This window comes from Neisseriales bacterium (assembly GCA_016699915.1).
Lineage (GTDB): Bacteria > Pseudomonadota > Gammaproteobacteria > Burkholderiales > Q3-R57-64 > Q3-R57-64.
Genome location: CP064990.1, coordinates 817,824 through 835,163 on the forward strand (window position 1 = coordinate 817,824; position 17,340 = coordinate 835,163).

Annotated in this window: 19 protein-coding genes; 16 read left to right on the forward strand and 3 right to left on the reverse strand. The window is 43.5% G+C overall.

Annotated elements, in window-relative coordinates; genetic code table 11:
- Nucleotides 1-237: 237 nt before the first annotated feature.
- The 4 genes from IPK86_03970 (at nucleotide 238) to IPK86_03985 (ending at nucleotide 4,518) form a co-directional block, all read left to right on the forward strand.
- A complete protein-coding gene (locus IPK86_03970) occupies nucleotides 238-1,599 on the forward strand; it encodes an amino acid permease (protein QQS16575.1) in 1,362 nt (453 codons plus the stop codon).
- A gap of 31 nt (nucleotides 1,600-1,630) precedes the next feature.
- Nucleotides 1,631-2,485 (forward strand): dihydropteroate synthase, encoded by an 855-nt coding sequence (gene folP, locus IPK86_03975; protein ID QQS16576.1) that lies wholly within the window; start codon nucleotides 1,631-1,633, stop codon nucleotides 2,483-2,485.
- 69 nt (nucleotides 2,486-2,554) lie between these two features.
- The gene (glmM, locus tag IPK86_03980) at nucleotides 2,555-3,886 is read left to right on the forward strand and encodes a phosphoglucosamine mutase (GenBank protein ID QQS17072.1); all 1,332 of its coding nucleotides are present in this window, start codon (nucleotides 2,555-2,557) and stop codon (nucleotides 3,884-3,886) included.
- Between the two features lie 11 nt (nucleotides 3,887-3,897).
- The gene (locus tag IPK86_03985) at nucleotides 3,898-4,518 is read left to right on the forward strand and encodes a DedA family protein (protein QQS16577.1); all 621 of its coding nucleotides are present in this window, start codon (nucleotides 3,898-3,900) and stop codon (nucleotides 4,516-4,518) included.
- Nucleotides 4,519-4,596: 78 nt separating this feature from the next.
- Here the strand turns inward: IPK86_03985 and IPK86_03990 are convergent, their stop codons facing one another.
- From IPK86_03990 to IPK86_04000, 3 genes are all read right to left on the reverse strand, one after another.
- Nucleotides 4,597-4,875, reverse strand: a complete 279-nt coding sequence (locus IPK86_03990) for a hypothetical protein (GenBank protein QQS16578.1) — start codon at nucleotides 4,873-4,875, stop codon at nucleotides 4,597-4,599.
- A 166-nt stretch (nucleotides 4,876-5,041) separates the two neighbouring features.
- Entirely contained in the window at nucleotides 5,042-5,665 is a 624-nt protein-coding gene (locus tag IPK86_03995; GenBank protein QQS16579.1) for a 5-formyltetrahydrofolate cyclo-ligase, read from the reverse strand.
- Nucleotides 5,666-6,005: 340 nt separating this feature from the next.
- Nucleotides 6,006-6,893, reverse strand: coding sequence for a cobalamin-binding protein (locus IPK86_04000; protein QQS16580.1), 888 nt, complete (start codon nucleotides 6,891-6,893; stop codon nucleotides 6,006-6,008).
- 158 nt (nucleotides 6,894-7,051) lie between these two features.
- Here IPK86_04000 and IPK86_04005 point away from each other — a divergent pair, with 158 nt between their 5' ends.
- The 12 genes from IPK86_04005 to eutJ all read left to right on the forward strand — a co-directional run bounded on the left by IPK86_04005 (nucleotide 7,052) and on the right by eutJ (nucleotide 17,338).
- On the forward strand, nucleotides 7,052-8,326 hold the full coding sequence (locus IPK86_04005; GenBank protein QQS16581.1) for an aminopeptidase P N-terminal domain-containing protein: 1,275 nt from the start codon (nucleotides 7,052-7,054) through the stop codon (nucleotides 8,324-8,326).
- Nucleotides 8,313-9,500, forward strand: coding sequence for an FAD-dependent monooxygenase (locus tag IPK86_04010; GenBank protein ID QQS16582.1), 1,188 nt, complete (start codon nucleotides 8,313-8,315; stop codon nucleotides 9,498-9,500). The genes IPK86_04005 and IPK86_04010 overlap by 14 nt, the downstream gene beginning before the upstream one ends.
- 13 nt (nucleotides 9,501-9,513) lie before the next feature.
- Entirely contained in the window at nucleotides 9,514-10,668 is a 1,155-nt protein-coding gene (locus IPK86_04015; GenBank protein QQS16583.1) for an FAD-dependent monooxygenase, read from the forward strand.
- A gap of 147 nt (nucleotides 10,669-10,815) precedes the next feature.
- A complete protein-coding gene (eutS, locus tag IPK86_04020) occupies nucleotides 10,816-11,160 on the forward strand; it encodes an ethanolamine utilization microcompartment protein EutS (protein QQS16584.1) in 345 nt (114 codons plus the stop codon).
- Nucleotide 11,161: 1 nt separating this feature from the next.
- Nucleotides 11,162-11,626 (forward strand): ethanolamine utilization protein EutP, encoded by a 465-nt coding sequence (locus IPK86_04025; protein QQS16585.1) that lies wholly within the window; start codon nucleotides 11,162-11,164, stop codon nucleotides 11,624-11,626.
- 86 nt (nucleotides 11,627-11,712) lie between these two features.
- Nucleotides 11,713-12,429 carry an ethanolamine utilization acetate kinase EutQ gene (eutQ, locus tag IPK86_04030; protein ID QQS16586.1) on the forward strand — a complete coding sequence of 239 codons (717 nt, stop codon included), beginning with the start codon at nucleotides 11,713-11,715 and terminating at the stop codon, nucleotides 12,427-12,429.
- Nucleotides 12,430-12,442: 13 nt separating this feature from the next.
- Nucleotides 12,443-13,258, forward strand: a complete 816-nt coding sequence (eutT, locus tag IPK86_04035; GenBank protein ID QQS16587.1) for an ethanolamine utilization cob(I)yrinic acid a,c-diamide adenosyltransferase EutT — start codon at nucleotides 12,443-12,445, stop codon at nucleotides 13,256-13,258.
- Nucleotides 13,251-14,273, forward strand: a complete 1,023-nt coding sequence (locus IPK86_04040; GenBank protein QQS16588.1) for a phosphotransacetylase — start codon at nucleotides 13,251-13,253, stop codon at nucleotides 14,271-14,273. The genes eutT and IPK86_04040 overlap by 8 nt, the downstream gene beginning before the upstream one ends.
- A 52-nt stretch (nucleotides 14,274-14,325) precedes the next feature.
- The gene (gene eutM / locus IPK86_04045; protein ID QQS16589.1) at nucleotides 14,326-14,616 is read left to right on the forward strand and encodes an ethanolamine utilization microcompartment protein EutM; all 291 of its coding nucleotides are present in this window, start codon (nucleotides 14,326-14,328) and stop codon (nucleotides 14,614-14,616) included.
- A gap of 110 nt (nucleotides 14,617-14,726) precedes the next feature.
- Nucleotides 14,727-15,011 carry an ethanolamine utilization microcompartment protein EutN gene (locus IPK86_04050; protein QQS16590.1) on the forward strand — a complete coding sequence of 95 codons (285 nt, stop codon included), beginning with the start codon at nucleotides 14,727-14,729 and terminating at the stop codon, nucleotides 15,009-15,011.
- A gap of 64 nt (nucleotides 15,012-15,075) precedes the next feature.
- Nucleotides 15,076-16,494 carry an aldehyde dehydrogenase EutE gene (locus IPK86_04055; protein QQS16591.1) on the forward strand — a complete coding sequence of 473 codons (1,419 nt, stop codon included), beginning with the start codon at nucleotides 15,076-15,078 and terminating at the stop codon, nucleotides 16,492-16,494.
- Between the two features lie 22 nt (nucleotides 16,495-16,516).
- Nucleotides 16,517-17,338, forward strand: a complete 822-nt coding sequence (eutJ, locus tag IPK86_04060) for an ethanolamine utilization protein EutJ (protein ID QQS16592.1) — start codon at nucleotides 16,517-16,519, stop codon at nucleotides 17,336-17,338.
- Nucleotides 17,339-17,340: the final 2 nt, after the last annotated feature.

Below are 17,340 nucleotides of genomic sequence, written 5' to 3' on the forward strand. Positions count from 1 at the left end.
GCAACTTACAAGATAAAATAGACCTATTTTAATTAAATTTGATAGAATGTTGCTGATGTATTGAGACTTTAAAAGGTGGTGGTTTGGAAGCCTTGTGTGTTGCTAAGCAAGTAAGTATATTTTACCAGAATAGACTTCACCTTTCTTGTAACTATTCCAGTCTCTGATAATACTACATGGTAGGCTAGTTGCCTTATACAAGATTTATAACATAAACTAAAAAAATCGGAGTTCTTAATGTCGCAACCCGTCCGACTTGATCATTCGCTAGAACAACGTCATGTCACGATGATGGCTATTGCAGGCGTCATTGGCGCTGGTTTATTTGTCGCATCCGGTCACATCATCAATATGGCAGGTCCGGCAGCATTAATTGCCTATATTATGGCAGGTGGCTTAGCTACGATCATTACACGCATGCTCGGTGAAATGGCTTTTGCATCGCCTGATACAGGCTCTTTTTCTGTCTATGCTGAACGCGCCATTGGTCCTTGGGCAGGCTTCACCATAGGATGGCTATATTGGTGGACATGGGTAATGGTATTACCCATGGAAACAAATATTGCTGGTATCATTCTTCACGCTTGGTTTCCAGCTATTCCAGTTTGGATTATGGTATTAGCTATCACGCTATTTTTAACAGCAACGAACCTGTTAAATGTCAAAAATTATGGCGAATTTGAATTTTGGTTTGCGCTCATTAAAGTAGTTGCCATTATCACGTTCTTAGTATTAGGCTTTAGTGCCATGATCAACATTTGGCCTTATGGCAACGTATCAGGCATAGCACAGTTAACTGCTAAGGGAGGCTTCATGCCAAATGGCTTTGGTGCAGTTATTTTAGCCATGTTCAGTACGATCTTTGCTTTCATCGGTACCGAGATTGCGGCGATTGCGGCAGCAGAATCAAAAAATCCCGCTAAGCAAATTGCGATGGCGAGTCGATCTATTATATGGCGGATTTTTATTCTCTATGTCGGCTCAATGACCGTAATTGTCTCGCTTATTCCTTGGAATGACCCAAACCTCATAACCATTGGACCATTTCGCTATGTGTTAGAACGCATGGATATTCCTTATGCGGGTTTCTTTATTGACGCTATCGTTTTAACAGCGGTATTAAGCTGCTTTAACTCAGGGCTTTATACAGCATCCCGTATGTTGTTTTCTTTAAGTACAAGGGGTCACGCACCCATTGCAATGCGGTTGGTTGCTCGAAATGGTTCGCCTCAGTTTGCCGTTATAGCATCCAGTCTTGTCGGCTTCATCGCTGTTATTGCAAACTACGCAGCTCCCGAAGCAGTTTTTGGTTTTCTCATGAGTACAACAGGCGCTACGATTCTCTTAATGTACATTGTGATTGCTGTCTCGCAACTAAGAATGCGTCGTCAATTAGAAGCAGCAAACCAGCCTATTGGCTTAAAAACTTGGTTTTATCCGTGGTTAACTTGGGCAACCATCTTTTGCATGATTGCGATCACACTCATGATGTTAATTCGAGAAGAAACCAGGTCAGCTGTGATTAGCACAACCCTACTGGGCTTTATTATTGTTGGAATAGCGCTTTTTATACAGCATCGCAACCATCAACGTTCTTAAAATCATTAACAGCACTAATCCTAGAGGAAGGATGACATTCCCTAAATGTAGAACTGACCGCTTTCGTTGTGGTCGCTTTGAATTCGCCTTATCGCGCCCTTTAATTATGGGTGTACTAAACATTACCCCTGATTCTTTTTCCGATGGTAATCGTTTTTATCTAGTTGATGCAGCCATGGCTCACGCAGAACGTATGGTCGAAGAGGGCGTTGATATTATCGATGTTGGTGGTGAATCCACAAGACCGCAAGCAAAACCCATTAACCATCAAGAAGAATTGGATCGTATAAGTCCTGTACTAGAAAAACTGCAAGCCTTGTCGGTTCCTATTTCGTTAGACACAAGACATGCTACTGTCATGGCTCACACAATCAACAACCATTGGGTAGACATGATTAACGATGTACACGCATTGGAAAATCCGCACGCTTTGGAAATATTAGCCGCTGCTCCCACAATCGGCATATGCTTGATGCATATGCAAGGCACACCTGCTTCCATGCAATGTGATCCATCTTATCAAGATGTTGTCAAAAACGTATCACATTACCTTAAAGAAAGAGTAGCAGCTTGTTGGCAATCCGGTATTGCAACAGAGCGTGTTTTGGTTGATCCAGGGTTTGGGTTTGGTAAAACCTTTTCGCATAATATGACTTTACTTCATCACATCAAAATAATTCAAAAAATAACTGGTAGACCCGTATTGGCTGGACTTTCTCGAAAATCAATGCTGGGTACAATCACTAAGGAGTCCGTACCCAGCGAGCGTTTAGGAGCAAGTATTGCCATCGCACTTGAAGCGATCAAACAAGGTGCTACCATGGTACGCGTGCATGATGTTAAACCAACAAAACAAGCTATCGAAGTTTATTTAGCCTGCCGCTAAAAAAGCACATCGTAAAATGGTAACTTCCTCTACAATGTGCACTATATCAATAAATTCGATGTCATCAGCATGGCGCAACGCTACTTTGGAACAGATGGTATTAGGGGTACCGTCGGCCAATTTCCAATTACCCCAGAATTTGCCTTAAGGCTCGGTTTTGCAGCAGGTCGCGTATTAGTAGATCACGACCAACACTTACCAACTGTTCTCATTGGTAAAGATACACGGATTTCCAGCTATATGATTGAAGCAGCATTAGCAGCAGGATTTACTGCTGCGGGGATACATGTGCTATTAACAGGGCCCTTACCAACACCTGCTGTGGCTTATTTAACACGCACTTTGCGCTTAGCGGCTGGCATTGTGGTATCTGCATCACATAATCCTTATCAAGACAATGGGATTAAATTTTTTGCAGCCAATGGACAAAAGCTAGCAGAAAGTTTAGAGCAAGAAATTGAAGTGATGCTGGATAAACCGATGACAAACCTTCCTGCTTGCCAACTGGGTCGAGCAAGAAGAATGGACAGTGCCGCGGATCGTTATATTGAATTTTGTAAAAGCTGTTTTCCAAACTATTTTTCATTGCGCGGTCTAAAAATAGTCGTTGACTGTGCACATGGTGCCACTTATCACATTGCCCCTAAAGTATTTCATGAATTGGGAGCAGATGTTATCGGCATAGGTATTGAGCCATCTGGCTTTAATATCAATGATAAGGTAGGTGCCATTTACCCAACTACCTTGCAAACAGCCGTACTGGAAAACAAGGCTGATTATGGGCTTGCCTTTGATGGAGATGGCGACCGCTTAATTATGGTTGATCGGGAGTGTCATATCTATAACGGGGATTATCTTGTCTATATTATTGCTAAAGCAAAATTACAAACAGAACAACACAAAAAGGGAGTTGTCGGAACTGTCATGACGAATATGGCCATGGAACTTGCTCTAGCACAAATTGGTATTCCTTTTGAACGGGCTAGCGTCGGGGATCGCTATATCTTTGAAAAATTACAAACCTTAGGCTGGACCATCGGTGGAGAAGCATCAGGTCATATCTTATGCCTCGATAAACACACAACTGGTGATGGCATTATTTCAGCCTTACAAGTTTTTGCAGGATTGACTCAATTGCAACAAGATCTCAATGATATTCGTCAAGAATGGAAACCTTTCCCACAAAGCTGTATCAATGTACCCATTATCGGTAAAAATTGGCAGCTTGCCACTCAAGTAGTCGTCAATGCTGCACAGCAAGCGCTTGCTAATACAGGTCGTGTCGTGATTCGGCCCTCTGGCACAGAACCTGTCTTACGTATTATGGTCGAAGCTTCTGAAGCGGCGCTAGCAAAACAGTGGGCAGAAAGAATCGCACAAAGCCTGTTAGTAGCAGATTAACTAATAAACCTATGGATACCCTATCTTTACTTTTGCCTTTCTTCACGCAATATGGACATATTGCGGTTTTTGTCATGCTCCTTATCTGTGGTTTGGGTTTACCGCTACCTGAAGATATCACCTTAGTTGCTGGTGGCATCATCGCTGGATTAGGTTATGTTAGCGAAGACGTGATGTTGATAGCTTGCTTATCTGGCGTACTGGCAGGCGACACCCTAGTGTTTACAATGGGTTCGCTATTTGGTAAAACCATCAAACGTTGGTTTTGGGTTGCGCACCTTTTAAACAAGAAACGCCTTGCTTCAGCCAAAATAAAATCGGCGCAATACAGCAACCAAATCCTCTTTACTGCACGGTTTTTGCCCGGTCTTCGTGCCGTAATTTTTCTTACCGCTGGCATCAGCCATCATGTCAAATTCTGGCGGTTTTTGTTGATTGATAGTATCGCCGCAACAATTTCAGTTCCTATTTGGGTATATCTTGGCATTTATGGCGCAAGAAATATGGATCAGATTACACAGTGGATATATCACACACAATTGGGTATGTTAGCTTTTGTAATACTAATCATTTTGATCGTTATTTTACTAGGGTGGTGGTATCAAAAATACCGAAAAAATGAGCCTATCTAGCCCTGGTCGCAAAAGTTGACCATAACAGGCTTCTTGTTTGTTGCTTTCATCCCACTTCTCCTCAATAAGATATAAATCCTAAATTGAATAACTTATAAATTTTAAAGCTTTTAAAAACAGATAAAACATTGCAGAAGAGCATACCCAAATAACCATGATACAGGTAATCTTCTCTACTGTGGATAGCGTCACACTTTTAGAATAAATACGATAGACTTCAATAGCACCCGCTGTTATGCCTGAAAAGAATAGAAGAAATGCAATGCAGTTAAGTGCTTTTTCTAGTGCGCCTGAGTTCAATGACACTAGGACTGCTACGACTGCTAGGACTGCTAGGACTATGGATGCTGTTTTCATTTTCATTTCCTGTCTTTAATGATCTGCTGTAAGAGCAAGCAAGATTGTCGCTAATAGTATTGCGTATCCTATGGCTAGCTTGGCTAACGTTTTCATCTCACTCTTCTTTTTTATCAAATATTTTAACTTAAAAAAAATCTTCAGCTTTACCCAAATCCTCAATTTTTCAAATTGTTGTAAACCATGTCACCTTCAACTCAGTGATTAACCCATCAAGAGGAATATCCCAGTTTGTGTGCGGAACATGTTGAATGCACTGACAGGTAAAAGATACGCCAATGACAATTGGTTTTTGCGCCAAGCGGTGAAACTGCCGAAACTTTAAGGAAGCATCATAAAACCCACCGCCCTGCCCAAGTCGGTATCCCTGATGATCTACTGCCAGTAACGGCACAAACAAAATATCTAGCTGTCGTGCTCGTTTAAAAGGATAGATACGTTGAACAGATTTCGCGAACGGGTGAAGTAACAGTTGCTTTGCTGAGTATGGCACAAATTGCAACTGACGACCCCATTTGGGCACTTGCGGCAAATACAGTTGCACTTTTTTTAATAAAGCTCGCTTGATCAGGGGCAATAAATCCAACTCCGAACCATAAGCCCGGTACACTGCAATACGTTGTCCACGCTTGAGTAAATTATCTGCCTGTTTGGCAATATTCTGAGCAGCATAGCGACGCCATGAGGCTGATAAGACTTGTCGTTGCAAACGCATTTGGCAACGCAATTGTTTTTTATAAGAGTCAATATCTCGGTCAGTCATTAAGCATGCTTTAGCATAAACATTCAAGAGCTTTTGCTAATCTGCAAAAGATAAACCAGCCATCAGTAAATTTGAGTGGTTTAGAATACTCTTTTCAAAAACTTGAAGTTCTTTTTCGATCCCAGTTCAAATCCACACCGATAAAAAGCAACCACTTTTTCTAAAAGCACCCCATTGTTTTTAATCGCTTACACAAAGCTTTCAAGTCCTTAAATAAAATAAGGTCGGTAATCTGCTAAGAATAGCGATCCAGTATGGCTTAGGGCCCATACGATACAGTATCCATGGCAAGTCATACGCTTAGCTACTGCAAAACTCACTGCACCAGAAATGATGTTTTTTAATAAAAACCCACACAATTGGTTTTTTACTTAGTGAGTAGCTTTTGTCTGGCTTCATCCATTTTCTTGCAAAATACTTCAATGCCCTCTGGTAAACGCGGTCCCGGTCGAGAAATGGTATCGTCAGGTAAGCTATAAAGTGCTTTATTGGCAACTGCAGGAATCATAGGCCAGCTCAGCCACATATCAAGTCGTTGTAGTAATGTGCCAAAAATCGCTTGTGGTGCGGCACGGATAACAGCCTCTAGACTTACTTGGGGAGCGGATGCAGTGGCTTGACCAAAAACATTGCGTCCGCCACATATTTGAATCACCTGCCCCAAAAAGTTTTTATCATTAACTGTAAAGATTGGCGATTCATTAAGCTGTAAAAAGACACGGATCGGTTTTCGGTACGCATAGTGCTTGCGTAAAGTATTAAGGCGAGAGCGATATTGCGCTGCTATTTTGTTAGCAATACTCTGCTTGCCCGTTAATTTGCCCAATGACACCATATCCTGTGCTACGTCTTCTAGCTTTGCCGGGTTAGTCAGATAAACTGGAATGCCCAGTTCCCGCAATCGCTCAACAACCTTATCTTGCGCCTGACTCTTCCACGCCACGACTAAATCTGGTTGATAGCGAACAACTGCATCTAAACTAATGCTAAATGCATTGCCAACGCGTGGTAATTTTTTTGCTGCAGCAGGATAATCCGTGTAATCCACTGCTGCCACAATTTTATCACCAGCACCAATCTCATAAAGTACTTCAACAGGCGAGGGGGCTAGCACAACAAGTCGGTTTGCAGGTTTTGCTAGGGTAACAAGGTAACCCGTTACATCCTTTGCGCTCACGCCTTTGGCTAATACAAAATTACTTGTGCATAGTATCAACAAGATACATAGGCCTGCTTTAATTCCTGTTTTCATCATCTTAGACGCCTTAAAATTGATTTACGCATCCTTCGTGCAGCTCACGAGAACCGTGCTTTTTTCGCTACACAACGGAACCAAACTTCTCGTATCATAATATATCACTTAAAGTAGAATCACTAAACCAACTATCTACTTTTATCAACCGAGTTGAGATTATGGATTTCTTTGTAAAACGCCGAGAAAAGCTTGGGTGCCTTCTTAAGAGTGGCGTTGTCATCTTATCTAATTATTGTAGCGACATTAAAAACCGCTATACAACAACCAATATCTACAACAATTATTTTTTTTATTTAACTGGGTTAACGCAATATAACAGCGTATTTGTATTGGATATTGATGCTAACCGTACGATTTTTTTTGGTTCTGACAAAGAACCACAAGACGAGCTGTGGTCCGGTTCAAAGCCTAGCCCACAGGAAGTCGCAGCAAAACATGGTTTTGACCAGGCCTATGATATAGCACAGTTAGATCATCAGTTACTTAAAATACTCTCACCACACCGTCCGATTTATTGGCAACTCGGCAGCAATCCAACTTTAGATCATCAATTAACAGAATATACCAAAAGAAGTTATTCGCAAGATACCACTCATCATCAGGACTTGATAAATATCCTAGATAAGATGCGGTTGATCAAGGATGAAGAAGAAAGACGTTGTCTTAAAAAAGCGGGTAAAATCAGTGCATTAGCACATCAATGGGCCATAAAAACCATTCGGCCTGACCAATATGAATATCAAGTCGAGTCAGAATTGCTCTATGTATTCATGCAACATGGCACCAAACAAACAGCCTACGACAGTATTGTAGCTGCTGGCAAAAACGCTTGCATATTACATTATTCTCATAACCATGCACCGATTCGAAAAGGAGAATTATTACTGATTGACGCCGGTTGCAAATGGCAAGGTTATGCCAGTGACATTACTAGAACAGTGCCCGTTAATGGTCGCTTTAGTACTATCCAAAAGACTGTATATGATATTGTTTTAGCAGCGCAACAAGCAGCGATAGAACAAATCAAACCTCAGGCAAGTTGCCAAGCTATTGCGAACGCTGCATTGAACGTGTTAGTACAAGGTATGATTGATTTAAAGCTGCTCAAAGGAAACATTGATAACATTATTGAGAATAAAACATACCAGCAATTTTACATGCATGGCATCGGCCATTGGCTCGGTTTAGATGTCCATGATGTTGGTGAAAAATTCAGTCAGCCCGAACTGCGTTTAGTGCCTAACATGTGCTTAACGGTTGAACCAGGGCTTTATATTCGTCCACACCCCGATATTCCAGCCGCACTCCATCACATTGGTATTCGTATTGAAGATAATGTCTTTGTCACTGAAACAGGCTGCGAAGTCTACACAGCAGACGATGCCCCAAAATCTGTACAAGCCATTGAGGAACTCATGCGTGATTCATCATAAAGCACTGCCTGTTCACACGAACATCGCTATTATTGGCGCAGGACCCGTTGGCATGTGGTTAGCGTTTAGCCTTGTTAAGGCAGGTCATCAGGTTGTTTTAATTGAAGCGACAAAACGCAATCAAAAGAAGCTAGAAACACGGGCATTGGCTTTGTCTTGGGAAAGTTTGCGACTATTCAACATGTTAGGAATTAATCGCGCTCAGTTACAAGCAAACGATATTCACCATATTGATATCGCTCAATATCCCTCGTGGGGAAAAACTCTCTTAACACAGCATGACTTAGGCTTAGACTACCTAGGTGCAGTCGTCGAATACCGAATACTTATCCAACAATGCCATTTGTTATTACAAAAACAGTTGAAAACAAGTATATTATTCGACGACCATCGAGCTGAAATCGTGCGCAACGTTGGCGAGGTTGCGCATATTCTCATCCATCATCAAGGGCAAAAAAAAATCCTCACTGCTGATTTAGCCATTCTTGCTGAAGGCAGTACAGCTTTGCCGATTGCACCAGATTTAGTCAAACATATCCATCCTTATAACCAGTGTGCCATTGCAGCACAAGTTACTTTTTCGCAACCTGCTTACCACGCTGCTTATGAATACTTTTCGCCCTATGGACCTTGTGCACTATTACCCTATGCAGGACATTACCGCCTCCTTTGGATTCGTCGTCAAAAGGATATCGCGGCGCAAAAAATGCAATTGCTGCAAACTCAATTGCAAGCAGTTTTAGGGCAACGCTTAGGGAATATTGAGCATTTTCAGGTAACCCAGCAATTTGTTTTATCACTTAAAGAAGCAAAGCATCTTGCAAAAGGGCGTATTGTATTAGTGGGTGCTGCCGCACAAACCCTACATCCGATTGCGGGTCAGGGACTCAATTTGGGTTTGCGTGATGCACAACAGCTTGTGACATCTTTAAAACATCATTCTTTGCCCATTTATTTTGGCGATGCACTCAAGCATTATCAAAGTAACCGGCAAAAAGATCGGATACAAACCATCGCCTTTACACATTTATTAGCTAAGCTAGCCTTCCAGCCGCAAAGCGCTTGGTTGCGCGGTTTTGTCATGAATAGCCTAGAATTGTCGACATCCTTTAGACAGCGTTTTTTAGCACATATGGTTTTTGGCTCAAACCTGCCACCGCTGCAGCGGACTTGAACAAAGCAAAACTATGGATCAACATCAATTTGATATCATCATTAATGGTGGAGGATTGGTCGGCACAAGTGCCGCCTTGGCTCTTACTAGACTCGGTTTTCGAGTCGCATTGATTGAATCAGCAACACCTGATAGAACTGCTTTACCCAATGAACAGTGGGATGCGCGGATATTTGCTATTAGCCCCATCAACCGCCTGTTTTTGCAGTCATTAAACGCCTGGCCAAGCCATCGTCGTATAGGCACCATCCATACCATGCAAATTATGACATCAGAAGGCGGGCAACTTGATTTATCGGCCAAAGAAGCCGATATAGAGGCTTTAGCTTGGGTTATTGAGCAACGCAGGATACTGTCGTTATTATGGGATCAGCTCATCCAATCCTCCGTAACGTTATTCACAAAAACAAAGCCTATCGCATACCATGTTACACAGCAGAAAGGCTTTTTAACGCTGTATAACGGTCAGATACTAACCACTCAATTACTCATTGGTGCCGATGGAGCAAATTCTTGGGTAAGAAAACAAAGTGCGCTCCCTTATCAAACAGATGACTACCAACAAACTGCTATCGTCGCAAATTTTGCCTGTGAAACCCCTCATCAAGGTATAGCAAGGCAGTGGTTTTTTGGGACTGATATACTCGCTTGGCTTCCCTTGCCCGGACGACGCTTCTCGATGGTATGGTGCACGCCTGACGCCCATACCCTACTTCGTTTAGATCGCCAAGCACTTGCTCAAGTTGTTGCCAAAACAGGCAAGCATCAACTAGGCACTTTACGAACCATCACAGATCAACAAGCCTTTCCACTTTATGCGATCAAATTAATCACAACAGTTGCCGATCGGATCGTTTTAATTGGCGATGCAGCTCACCTGATTCATCCGCTCGCGGGTCAAGGTGTCAATATCGGGCTTCGTGATGTGCAACAACTTGTTTACAGTTTATCGTGCGCAACAGATCCAGGGAACTTAACCCTACTGCGTCACTTTTCAAATCGTCGCTTGCTTCCTGTTAAAGCGATGCATTACACCTGTGATGGGTTATATCGCCTCTTTGGTACATCGCCTACTGGCTTATCGCGTTTTTGTCATAGCGTACTGAACCGCATCAACCATATCGCACCACTCAAGCGCCAACTGATTAAACTGGCAACTCAGTTTTAGTCTCTCTTTAACTTATCGCTTACCTACTCTAGTTGTACAAGGTTATTCCGCCAAACAAGTTACTATAAATCTGTTGACTTTTAGTGGTAAATCTGCGTATCTTGCAACTGAGTGATGATTGTGTCATTTTCTTGACGGAAAGTAAGGATGGATCCTACTGATAAAGAACGCGTCATCCAAGAATTTGTCCCCGGCAAACAGGTTACGCTTGCCCATTTAATTGCTCACCCCACGGAAGATCTAGCGAAGAAAATTGGTGTACCAGGAGCTGAAGCCATTGGCATCATGACCTTAACGCCTGGTGAAACAGCTATGATTGCAGGGGATGTTGCTGTTAAATCAGCCGATGTTTGCATTGGTTTTTTAGATCGTTTTAGCGGTGCACTTGTTTTTTATGGTTCAGTTGGGGCTGTTGATGAAGCACTGCAACAAGTCACCCGAATTTTAGAAAGCCTATTGGGCTACACCGTTTGCCCTTTAACGAGAACCTAAAATGACACGCGCTGATGCTCAAACCTTCATGCTTGTAGGTCCTGTTGGAAGCGGTAAAACAACTTTATTTAAGGCGCTTTATGGTCGATTGGATAAAGTGCGCAAAACACAATCAATTGAGTTTGAGTACGATGGCAACATTGACTCGCCAGGTGAATTCATCAATATTCCTCGTATGTATCATGCTTTTATTCAAACAGCTTCAGATATTGATACAATAGTTTATGTACATCCTAGCGATCAGTTGGAATTTCGTAGCCCGCCAGGACTTTTATTTGTATATCCTAACAAACATCATGTGGCAGTCATCAGCAAGGTTGATTTACTAGATACAAGGCTTGATGAGATAGAAGCAATGTTGCGGAAAAATGGTTTTGGCGAACCTATCTTTCGTGTCAGCTTTCAAGATGAAAATAGCATACTCGCTCTACGCCAGTTTTTGCACATCAAGCCAGCTACTCCATAAAAAGAAACTATGGCCAGCACCACTGATAATAGGTAATTAAGACAAGTTCATCAATTTTAAATACTCAATTGAAAAAGGCAGGATCTATGAAACGCCTCATTACTGCAAATACCGTTCAGCAAGAAAAAGCAGCGGGTCACACGACCATTGAAGTATCGCTGCCAGAATGCATCGTTACCCCTGAAGCGCGTCTTGTTGCCGCACAAGTCGGCTTAAAGATTATTGAGACAGTCACGACGCAGCGTACGTCGCAATCGCTAGGCACCGCTTCTGCACAGGCAACTAAATTCACCATACCTGGTAGCGATCTTGCAACCATTCGTCAAGCTATTTTAGCGCAATTACCAGCTAGCAAATCATGGGATGAGCAACTCCTTAACCAGCTGATCCAAAAAACGGTTGCAACCGCTCCCATTAGCGCATCAGATAAGCAAAGCACCTTGCCAAAAATACCCCAACATATTAAGCATGTTGATGCCAAAACAGTTCAAATGGGTATTTTTGACGGTGCAGGTACGACAAATCAAGTGGGTATTGCAGATGTTATTACCGCTGAAGACAACAGTCCGATGGCAGGAGGTTTTATGGCTTGGGAAAATTGCTTCTTCCCTTGGACATTGAATTACGATGAGATTGATTTGGTGTTGGAAGGCGAGCTACATATCCGTCATGAAAATAAAACAATCGTGGGCAAAGCAGGAGACGTCCTTTTTATCCCTAAGGGATCCGCTATCGAATTTGGCTCCCCAACCGCTGTTCGTTTCTTCTATGTAGCTCATCCTGCCAATTGGCAGGATTGCTAGAGGATGAAGCGCGATGAGTAGTACCTACATTACAGAAACTTGGTTACGAGAAAAGTTTGGGCTTGCAGAAGGCACAGAAGTACAGTTACCTACTGAATCCTTGCTTACCCCTTCAGCTAGAGAACTGTTAGAAACACGTAACATTCGCATCAAGTATGTAGATAAAGCAGGGCGTACCTTTTTTGAGCAGGAAACCGCTATGGGAGTGCCAACACGACAACAAGTCAATCCCCTTACCGGTAAAGAAGGCTGGCAAGTAGGACAATGCATCGTGTGTCATCAAGCAGTCACTAAAAAACCCGATACACTCACCCATCTTAATGAACGCGACTTAGTTGCTAAAAATGACGCAAGGCTTAAGTTACGAGGCAAACTAGATTCTGCGATTGCTTACGCTGTATGGATTCAAACCGAATTTGAGGTCAGCTGTCATGCTTTGGTATTGACCCATTATTTATCTGATCTCCGCTCTGCCTTAGGTAACGTGCTGCGTGCCGAAGTAACAGGCGAAGCCATGCCTCCTGTTAGCATGGGAAAATGGGATGAACAAATGCTACATGCCATTTCACATCAACCACTCAAATACCTTGGGCACGACCATTTATTGCCCGAGGCCTCACATGGTAAGCAGGTCGCAAGACTCAACATACTACGTACAATGGTTCGTGAGGCTGAGTTGTGTGCAGCAGATATTTATATTGCACAAGATTTCAGCGTGATAAGACCTGATATCATGGCAGGCCTGAATCGTTTAAGCAGTGCAATTTATGTTATGATGCTGATTGTATTGCTTGTAGAGCGCAAACAGTGGAAAACCGACCATGATTAAGCTCATTGAGCAGGTGGCGTTCTGTGCTAAAAAATCGCCCAAACATGTGGTGTTTCCAGATGCATTAGATAAACGGGTGCTGTATGCTGCCCATCATTTACTGGAACAAGGCTACGCCATCCCTATTCTCCTTGCTAACCCTTTTGAGTTGCGCAACTATTGTCACCAAAACCACATCAAACTTGACGCACTCACCGTCATTGACCCTGCGCATTCTCCCCTACTAGATCAGTTTGTTGCCCAATACGCACCTTTGTCACCCGATGCGACGCCCGAAGTGATCAAGGCGCAGCTTGCTGACCCGTTGTGGTTCGGTGCTATGATGCTCACACAGGGTAAGACAGACATTTGTATTGGTGGTAATTTATCTTCGACAGCCGATTTTTTAAGGGCTGCTATCAAGATCGTGGGTTTACAAACAGGCATGCGCACAATTTCATCCATCTTTTTCATGATTGCACCTGATAGCGAAAAAATACTCGGTTTTGCGGATTGTGCTGTGGTTCCTGCACCAACGACTGAGCAGTTAGCCGATATTGCTCTAGCCGCTGCTGATAGCTTTGCCAGTTTTACGGGCGAGACGCCTCGTGTAGCGATGCTGTCCTTTTCAACGCAAGGCAGTGCCAAACACCCTTCCGTTGATACCGTACAAGCCGCTACTCGCCTGGTTAAATCACGTGCTCCAGATTTATTAATCGAAGGAGAGTTGCAACTTGATGCAGCGTTGGAGCCTGACATTGCAGCAAGAAAGATACCGCATAGTGTACTCAATGGTGCAGCTAATGTACTGGTATTTCCCGATTTAGCTTCCGGTAATATTGGTTATAAAATCACACAATATCTTGCCCATTATTCGGCTATTGGTCCTATTAGCCAGGGATTAAAATACGCTATGCATGATTTGTCGCGTGGCTGTAGTATTGAGGATATTATCCAAACGACATTAGTTGCTATTAAAATGCTTACCACACAGCAGTCTAGGGAAACAGTATTAACCAGTAAAAAGAATTGCTGATTGGTTTGTGTTCTTAAATTTTTAGTTGTTTATTTACTTACGGAGAAGTCACATGGAAGCACTAGGCATGATTGAAACCAAAGGGCTGGTTGCGTTGATTGAAGCCTCAGATGCAATGGTTAAAGCTGCTCGCGTCAAATTAGTTGGCGTCAAACAAATTGGGGGTGGACTTGTAACGGCGATGGTGCGTGGCGATGTGGCCGCTTGCAAAGCCGCAACTGATGCTGGTGCCGCTGCAGCACAGCGTATTGGCGAGTTAGTTTCTGTCCACGTCATTCCTCGCCCGCATGGTGACTTGGAAGAAATGTTTCCCATTAAATTACCAGGCAATAAAATAGAGTAATGATTGCGCTACGCTGCTTTGCTTGAAGCATAGATGTGTTTTTGCAGCATTTGTTGTCGCAGCTTTTTTGTCAGTTGCGACTAGACCTTGGATATTAGGATGAGGTGCCTATGAAGCTTGCAGTTGTTGTTGGACAGCTTGTTGCGACAGTCAAATGTAAGGGATTTGACCAAGGTCGTTTGCTCCTAGTGGATGAAATCGATACCAAAGGCAAACAAAAAGGTGAAGTACAGGTAGCGGCCGATCATATTGGGGCAGGAAATGGTGAGTGGGTACTCGTTGTCGAGGGCAGTTCTGCCCGAAAAATAACCCAGTTTGAAGCACCCGTTGACATGAGCGTCATTGGTATCGTTGATGAAGTAGTACTAAATAATAAGGTGGTCTATCACAAATAAAAGTAGGGCGTCATCCAGATTGCCCAAGTGTGATACGCCATCGCGAAGAATCGGGAGAGCCATCATGGCTTTAGATGCACAGGATATTGAAAAGATTGTGCGGACGGTAGTCGAAACCATGAAGGGAAAGCCTACCACCGTCATGTCTTCGGTATCGTCATTACCAGCAGGTATTTTTAACCGTTTAGACGATGCCGTAGCAGAAGCAATGCTCGCTCAACGCCAGTTAGGTACGCGTTCAATGCGAGCTTTGGTTATTGAAGCAATCCGCCAAACGGGTCAACACTATGCACTTGAGCTAGCTCAAATGGCGGTCTCTGAGACAGGGATGGGTCGTGTAGAAGATAAAGTCACCAAAAATATCTCCCAAGCCAAGCTGACGCCAGGTATTGAGTGTTTGTCACCCGCCGTCATCGCAGGAGACCATGGTCTTACTTTGATCGAAAATGCAGCATGGGGCGTCATCGCATCGGTAACGCCCTCCACAAATCCCGCTGCAACGATTATCAATAATGCTATTAGCATGATTGCCTCAGGCAATACAGTTGTCTTTGCGCCCCACCCTGCCGCAAAAAAAGTCTCTCAACATACTGTGACCCGACTAAACGAAGCAATTGTCGCTGCAGGTGGACCAAAAAATACAATCGTCACGGTTGCAGAACCGAATATTGAAGTTGCTCAGCAATTATTTCGGTATCCCGGTATTCGTCTTTTAGTGGTCACGGGCGGTGAAGCAGTTGTTCGTGCTGCACGTAAAACTACGGATAAACGCCTCATTGCAGCGGGTGCAGGCAATCCACCTGTAGTAGTCGATGAGAGCGCTGATATCGTTAAGGCAGCCCAGGATATTGTATGGGGAGCCTCTTTTGATAATAATATTGTCTGTGTTGATGAAAAAGAAGCCATTGTTGTCTCAGCTGTCTGCGATGCCTTAAAAGCAGAAATGACAAAACATCGGGCGGTGGAGCTTTCTGCTGACCAACTCCAGGCATTGCAAGACATCTTGCTAACAGACATTGATGCACACGGCGCTGGATCAGTTAACCGAGACTGGGTAGGGCGTGATGCAGCAAAAATTGCCCGCGCCATCGGGCTAACGATCCCAGACGATACTAGGCTGTTATTTGCCGAAACGAGTCCTGACAATCCTTTTGCAGTCAGCGAACAGATGATGCCTATTTTACCGATTATTCGTGTTGATCATGCCGACCAAGCAATTGATTTGGCTGTTCAATTGGAAAATGGTCATCGTCACACCGCATCAATGCATTCCAAAAATATCGATCACTTAGATCGCATGGCCAACGAAATTAATACGAGTATTTTTGTTAAAAATGGTCCCTGTCTAGCCGGACTCGGTTTTGGGGGAGAGGGCTGGACTTCAATGACCATCTCCACCCCAACAGGAGAAGGGGTTTCTTCGGCTCGCACTTTTGTGCGATTGCGTCGCTGTGTTTTAGTTGATCATTTTCGGGTAACATAATTCATCGGAGTCTTGTGCATAGATGTCTATATCCGTACCAAATTGGTTGACTCAACAACTGGACAAAGCATCTCTTATCGTCAATGATCTTAGCGTTGTGACGCCAAGCGGCAAACTCTGTCTAGGAATTGACTTAGGCACGAGTAACATCATGAGTGTTGTTCTAGATTCAAATAATCAACCTGTAGCTGTATTGATGCAATGGGCAGACGTTGTACGCGATGGAGTAGTCTTGAATTTTCATGGCGCTGTAAACATTGTTCGTCACCAACTTGATAGCTTACAAAATAAGCTGGGCAAGGCTTTTGAGGCCGCTAATACCTCTTTTCCGCCAGGCACCGACCCGCGTATTTCGGTCAATGTATTAGAAGCTGCTGGACTCCACATTTCGGCAGTGGTTGATGAGCCATCTGCAGTAGCAGCGCTTTTAGATCTGAGAAATGCAGCAGTCGTTGATATTGGCGGTGGCACAACGGGTATTGCAGTCCTGAAAAACAAAAAAGTAGTTTATTCGGGCGATGAACCAACAGGTGGTCATCATGTCAGCCTTACCATTGCTGGGCACTTAGGGATCAGTTTAGAAGAAGCCGAGGCTCTAAAAATTAACCGGGGCGAAGAAATGTGGCCTGTTGTTGAGCCCGTCTTTGAAAAAATGGCTGATATAGTGCGCACGCACCTTAAGGGATATGTTGTTGATGCCCTATACCTTTCTGGTGGCTCCTGTAGCCTGGCTGGCGTAGCCAAACTTTTCCAGTTAGCTTTTCCAGATTTGTCTGTATTGCTGCCTAGTTACCCGATATTCTTAACGCCCATGGCCATTGCAGCCTATCATCAAGAGGCATAGCA

Coding starts and splice junctions, on each gene's coding strand:
- IPK86_04000 (QQS16580.1), bottom strand. CDS start 6,893: ATGATGAAAACAGGAATTAAAGCAGGCCTATGTATCTTGTTGATACTA.
- IPK86_04025 (QQS16585.1), top strand. CDS start 11,162: ATGACACGCGCTGATGCTCAAACCTTCATGCTTGTAGGTCCTGTTGGA.
- IPK86_03970 (QQS16575.1), top strand. CDS start 238: ATGTCGCAACCCGTCCGACTTGATCATTCGCTAGAACAACGTCATGTC.
- folP (QQS16576.1), top strand. CDS start 1,631: ATGACATTCCCTAAATGTAGAACTGACCGCTTTCGTTGTGGTCGCTTT.
- IPK86_04050 (QQS16590.1), top strand. CDS start 14,727: ATGAAGCTTGCAGTTGTTGTTGGACAGCTTGTTGCGACAGTCAAATGT.
- IPK86_04015 (QQS16583.1), top strand. CDS start 9,514: ATGGATCAACATCAATTTGATATCATCATTAATGGTGGAGGATTGGTC.
- IPK86_03985 (QQS16577.1), top strand. CDS start 3,898: ATGGATACCCTATCTTTACTTTTGCCTTTCTTCACGCAATATGGACAT.
- eutM (QQS16589.1), top strand. CDS start 14,326: ATGGAAGCACTAGGCATGATTGAAACCAAAGGGCTGGTTGCGTTGATT.
- IPK86_03990 (QQS16578.1), bottom strand. CDS start 4,875: ATGAAAACAGCATCCATAGTCCTAGCAGTCCTAGCAGTCGTAGCAGTC.
- eutJ (QQS16592.1), top strand. CDS start 16,517: ATGTCTATATCCGTACCAAATTGGTTGACTCAACAACTGGACAAAGCA.
- IPK86_04055 (QQS16591.1), top strand. CDS start 15,076: ATGGCTTTAGATGCACAGGATATTGAAAAGATTGTGCGGACGGTAGTC.
- eutT (QQS16587.1), top strand. CDS start 12,443: ATGAGTAGTACCTACATTACAGAAACTTGGTTACGAGAAAAGTTTGGG.
- glmM (QQS17072.1), top strand. CDS start 2,555: ATGGCGCAACGCTACTTTGGAACAGATGGTATTAGGGGTACCGTCGGC.
- eutS (QQS16584.1), top strand. CDS start 10,816: ATGGATCCTACTGATAAAGAACGCGTCATCCAAGAATTTGTCCCCGGC.
- eutQ (QQS16586.1), top strand. CDS start 11,713: ATGAAACGCCTCATTACTGCAAATACCGTTCAGCAAGAAAAAGCAGCG.
- IPK86_04040 (QQS16588.1), top strand. CDS start 13,251: ATGATTAAGCTCATTGAGCAGGTGGCGTTCTGTGCTAAAAAATCGCCC.
- IPK86_04005 (QQS16581.1), top strand. CDS start 7,052: ATGGATTTCTTTGTAAAACGCCGAGAAAAGCTTGGGTGCCTTCTTAAG.